The 4486-nt window shown below is 57.8% G+C and carries 3 protein-coding genes and 1 pseudogene; 1 reads left to right on the forward strand and 3 read right to left on the reverse strand.

Going from position 1 to position 4486, the window contains the following annotated elements:
* Positions 1-680 precede the first annotated feature (680 nt).
* The 3 genes from WS46_RS32775 to WS46_RS34915 are packed head-to-tail and all read right to left on the reverse strand — an operon-like array spanning position 681 to position 3092.
* Positions 681-2261, reverse strand: coding sequence for an IS66 family transposase (locus tag WS46_RS32775; RefSeq protein WP_059534761.1), 1581 nt, complete (start codon positions 2259-2261; stop codon positions 681-683).
* Between the two features lie 13 nt (positions 2262-2274).
* On the reverse strand, positions 2275-2628 hold the full coding sequence (gene tnpB, locus WS46_RS32780; protein WP_059534759.1) for an IS66 family insertion sequence element accessory protein TnpB: 354 nt from the start codon (positions 2626-2628) through the stop codon (positions 2275-2277).
* Positions 2604-3092, reverse strand: coding sequence for a transposase (locus tag WS46_RS34915; protein ID WP_179949210.1), 489 nt, complete (start codon positions 3090-3092; stop codon positions 2604-2606). Before WS46_RS34915 ends, tnpB begins: the two co-directional genes overlap by 25 nt.
* An 86-nt stretch (positions 3093-3178) precedes the next feature.
* On the opposite strand from WS46_RS34915, the pseudogene WS46_RS32790 reads away from it, so the two are divergent.
* Positions 3179-4120, forward strand: a pseudogene (locus WS46_RS32790) (IS110 family transposase); the annotation flags it as partial.
* Positions 4121-4486: the final 366 nt, after the last annotated feature.

Genomic DNA, 4486 nt, shown 5'->3' on the forward strand with positions numbered 1-4486 from the left:
CTGTCTATCTATCTATCTATCTATCTATCTATCTGTCTGTCTGTCTGTCTGTCTGTCTGTCTGTCTGTCTGTCTGTCTGTCAAAGACATTCTCAAATGTCCGCGGACATAATGAAATGGCCAGCCCGATCCCCGCGACCGTTCTGCGATAGGAAGTTCGGTCCACGGTAGAGGAGAGCGCCATGAACAAGATCACGCTGATCGGTATCGATTTGGGCAAGCATGTGTTTCATCTGCATGGGCAAGACGTGAAAGGTCACGAGGTATTTCGGTAAGCGATCCATCATTGACGCCTCTCAGGGAGGTTGATGGGGAGGCGTCGTTCCGGAACGGTGCCGATTTTTAGGTACGCTTGCGGATGGGGTGCGAGTACGGATGAACGAGTACGAGGTTCGAGGCTGAGGGTAAAATCGCAACCGATGTCGCACGAGTTTGAGCGTTGATTTCTTCTTCCGACAGGGGTTTTGAAACACGACGTCCACCCCATACTGCCAGACATGCTGGACGAGGGTCATCAGGATGCTGCGTTTCCCAGGAGACCTCTAGAGAGTCACCTGATGGGAATTCCAGAACGAGCGAGTCTGCGGTAAGGGGTACCAACTGTCCTGACGCGTCCTGGACGTACGCTTTGATTTGCTTTGGATCGGACATGTTTACCTCCGTTGAATGTGAGATGGCTGGTTAATGCGAGGCCGTAGGCATCTTCCACGGCAGCAGCGCGTCGTAATCGTCGACGGTCTTTGCCAGCGGGAGACGCTGGAACAGCCAGGTGAGATAGTGATAGGGATCGATGCCGCTCGCCTTGCAGGTCTCGACGAGCGTATATAGATTGGCGCTTGCGTTTGCGCCGTCGACGGTGTCCGAGAACAGCCACCCGCGGCGCCCGACGCAGAACGGACGAATCGCGTTTTCGCAGGGATTGTTCGAGATGGGCCAGTCGCCGTTCTCGACGTAACGGATGAGCTTTGGCCACTGCGCGCGCAGGTAAGTCAATCCCTTACCAAGCAGGCTCTTCGGTACGATGCCAGATGACTGCTCGAGCATCAACGCGTGGATGGCGTCGAGTACGCGTACGCTGTATCGTCGTCGCAATCGCTGTCGTCGCTGCGCCGGCCACATTTCACTACGTGTCTCGGCAGCGAACAACTTTCCGATCAGCTTGATGAAGCGCGTCGCGAGCAGATTGGGCGTTCGAGCAGCCTTCGGGACGCTGTCCTCCGCTTTGACGAAGTACCGTCTCACGTGAACCCAGCATCCAAGATGCACGAACTGGTGACGTTGAGCGATGTCGTTGTAGGGCTCGTAGCTATCGGTCATCATGACCGCACCCGCGCGGATCCCGGTGAACAGCTTGTCGGCCAGCTTGGCACCGCGTCCCGGGGTATAGGTGAAGCAACGAATGGGAACGCCCGAACCGGTCATCTGCGCCCAGAGGTAACTCGTCGATTGCGGTCGACGGCCTTCTTCCTTCAGCACTTGGAGCGTCGCCTCGTCGCAGTAGATGAGCTCGGAATCGAGCAGCGCATCGCGCATCAGGTTGATCACGGGCTGCGTCGAGAGGCCGACGCGGACCATGCTGGCAGCAATCGTGTTCGACGAGATGTCGCCGCCGAAGCGACGCAGTAGGCCAGCCTGGCGATACAGCGGCATGCCGAACTGGTACTTGCCGGTAGCGATCCACGCGAGTGCCGATTCGCTCAACAGTCCGCGCGGGATGATGCGCGGCGGCGCCGGCGTGACCTTGATGCCGAGATCGCAGCACGGACACGCGTATTTGACGCGCTGGTGCTGGATCACACGAAGCTGCTCGGGGATCACATCGAGCTGCTCGCTGATCTCCACGCCGAACTCGACGAGCGCGTGCCCATCGTTTGCGCAGAAGCGTTCAGCTTCGGGCAGTTCGTGTCGCACGACGTCGCGCGGCAGGGTGGGATCGAGCGGTTTGCGGTGGCCGCGTTTCTTGCGCGTATGCGCAGTGACCGTCAATTCCGGAGTGTCTTCCTGCGCCGGCGTTGCGTTCGTGCCCAACGCTTCGGCTTCATTGAACAGACCGAGCTTTCCCGAGGTTCGTGCCTCGCTTTTGGCGCCGAACAATTCGTGTCGATAGGCGCGCAGCCGCTCCTCGGCGAGATCGCGTTCCGCCGTCACGAGACGCAGCGTGCCGCGAACTTCTTCATGCTCGTGCTGAAGCAAACCATACGCTTCGCGTATCGCGAGCAGCGCGGCAAGTTCGTCGGCGGTGATGGCGACCTGGATCGGCATGCCGATCCCGAGTTCAACTGACGCGACGATATTCGCGTCTCGGATGCCGCTGGATCGTGGTAATGTCATCACCGTCGAGCAACGCGTGCAGCAGGTCCGTCGTCATCGACACGACTTCGGTTTTCTTGTCTGGCCAAGTGAAGCGATCGGCCTCGAGGCGTTTCATCAGCAGCCAGAAGCCGTTCCCATCCCAGCCGAGGATCTTGATGCGATCACGACGCCGATTGCCGAACACGTAGAGCGAGGCATCCATCGGGTTCAGTCGCATCGACTGTTCGACGAGAATCGACAGGCTGTTCATGCCGTAGCGGAAGTCGACAGGATCGCGGTGCAGATACACCTTCAGGTCTTCGTCGAACCGGAACACGGAAGCCTCCCGAGCATGTGGATGACAGTGGTCAGTTCGTCGATGCTCGCCTCACCGAGATCGAACTCGACGCCATTCGACAGACGTACGTGCAGCGAGAGTGCCATCGAAGAAGCTGGAGGTAACGGCTTCGGTGAAAGCGCCATCCGTGGAGTGGTCACCGACACGACTGGCACGAATGCCGGCGGTGAGTTTGGAATATCGATTGAAACGCCATCGGCAACAACAGGTGTCCGGGCCATCCGCTCATGCTCGACCTGGGCTTGGATCTTTTGATGTCGTGCGACCCAACTGCGCAGCAGGTTGGGATTGAGGTCATGCTCCATAGCCGTCCGCGCAATCGAAACGCCGGGCTGCAGGCACAACTGCACTAATTCGTCTCGGGCAGCATCGTCGTATTCACGGCGGCCATCCCGTTTCCGACCGACCACCAGTCGGCTACGCAAGTCTCGTTTTTCTGTCATACCCTCTGATGCCAGCTGTCCACGTGGACACGTAGCATCAGAGTGCAGCGATTTCTAGACAAGGGCGTCGGTAATGAATCGCATACGTATTTCGCAAGAGGCTGACGCGCGCCCAGCTCCTGCCGTTCTTCGGAAATCTGAAGGCCGTGACGGTTGTCATGGAAGCCTGCGCGGGATCCCATTGGCTGGCACGTCAATTGATCGCCATGGGACATGCAGCCAAGCTCATTTCGCCTCAGATTGTCCGCCCCTTTGTGAAGAGCAACAAAAACGACTACATCGACGCCGAAGCGATCTGCGAGGCTGCGGCGCGACCCTCCATGCGCTTTGTAGCACCTCGCTCAGAGGCACAGCAAACACTTGCTGCGTTGCATCGGGTTCGAGAGGGACTCGTCGTTGAGCGCACGGCCACCATCAATCGAATTCACGGCATTCTTCTGGAATTCGGCATCACTCTGCCAACATCCAAAGCTGTATTGAATCGCATATCCGATGCCTTGGGCGCCAATGAGTTGCCATCTCGACTGGCCGAGCTGCTGCACCGATTGCACGAACACTACCGATATCTGGATCAGCAGGTCCATGACATCGACAAGGATCTGAAGTTGCAGTTACGCGAGGACGAAAATGCGGCCCGGCTACTGTCGATTCCCGGGATCGGTGTCGTCACGGCAAGTCTTCTCGCGTCCGAGATCGGGAACGTTAGTCAGTATGAAGGCGGGCGCAACTTTGCCGCGTCGATCGGCCTAGTTCCCAAGCAACACAGCACCGGAGGCCGCAACGTTTTGTATGGAATCAGCAAGCGAGGTGACAAGCATCTGCGTCACCTGTTGGTCCAATGTGCGCGAGCCGTCATCCAGCGAGTGGCGCTGCGAACCGATGGGCTTGGCGAGTGGATTCGATCGATGCTCACACGACGCCATTCGAACGTGGTGGCGTGCGCGGTCGCCAACAAGCTCGCTCGAATCGCTTGGGCTGTACTGACCAAGCACGCCGCGTACGATCCATCGCTCGGGTGTCGTGCTTGAAATTTTGTCCCACCAGGTTTTGCGACTGCGGTAACTCTGATGATCCAACGGCACAGCGACCGGACGAAGAACCTGACAAGTTGTACAGCTCCCAGCAGCTGCCGACATTTTGAGGATCGACCGGTGCGGTTTTCATCGTGGAACGAGGCGTAACCTCAGATTCCGGATAGATTTGCGCAAGCCAAAAACGTCAGAACCAGGGGTTGCAAAATTCGGGCTGGCCATAGATTACAACTTTGCTCTTACACACAATGTCAAAGCCAGATTCAAATGTCCGGTCCGGACATTACTTATATGGTCGCCTCCCATTTGCAAGGCAATTTTGATCGTGGCGAGGAGGGTGGTTGCGGACTTATATCCGGACTC

Source organism: Burkholderia sp. RF4-BP95, assembly GCF_001521985.1.
In the GTDB taxonomy this organism is placed as follows: domain Bacteria; phylum Pseudomonadota; class Gammaproteobacteria; order Burkholderiales; family Burkholderiaceae; genus Burkholderia; species Burkholderia diffusa.

Excerpts from the sequence above, each read along its gene's own strand:
- WS46_RS32775 (WP_059534761.1), bottom strand. The coding sequence starts at position 2,261 with ATGCCGATCCAGGTCGCCATCACCGCCGACGAACTTGCCGCGCTGCTC.
- WS46_RS34915 (WP_179949210.1), bottom strand. The coding sequence starts at position 3,092 with ATGACAGAAAAACGAGACTTGCGTAGCCGACTGGTGGTCGGTCGGAAA.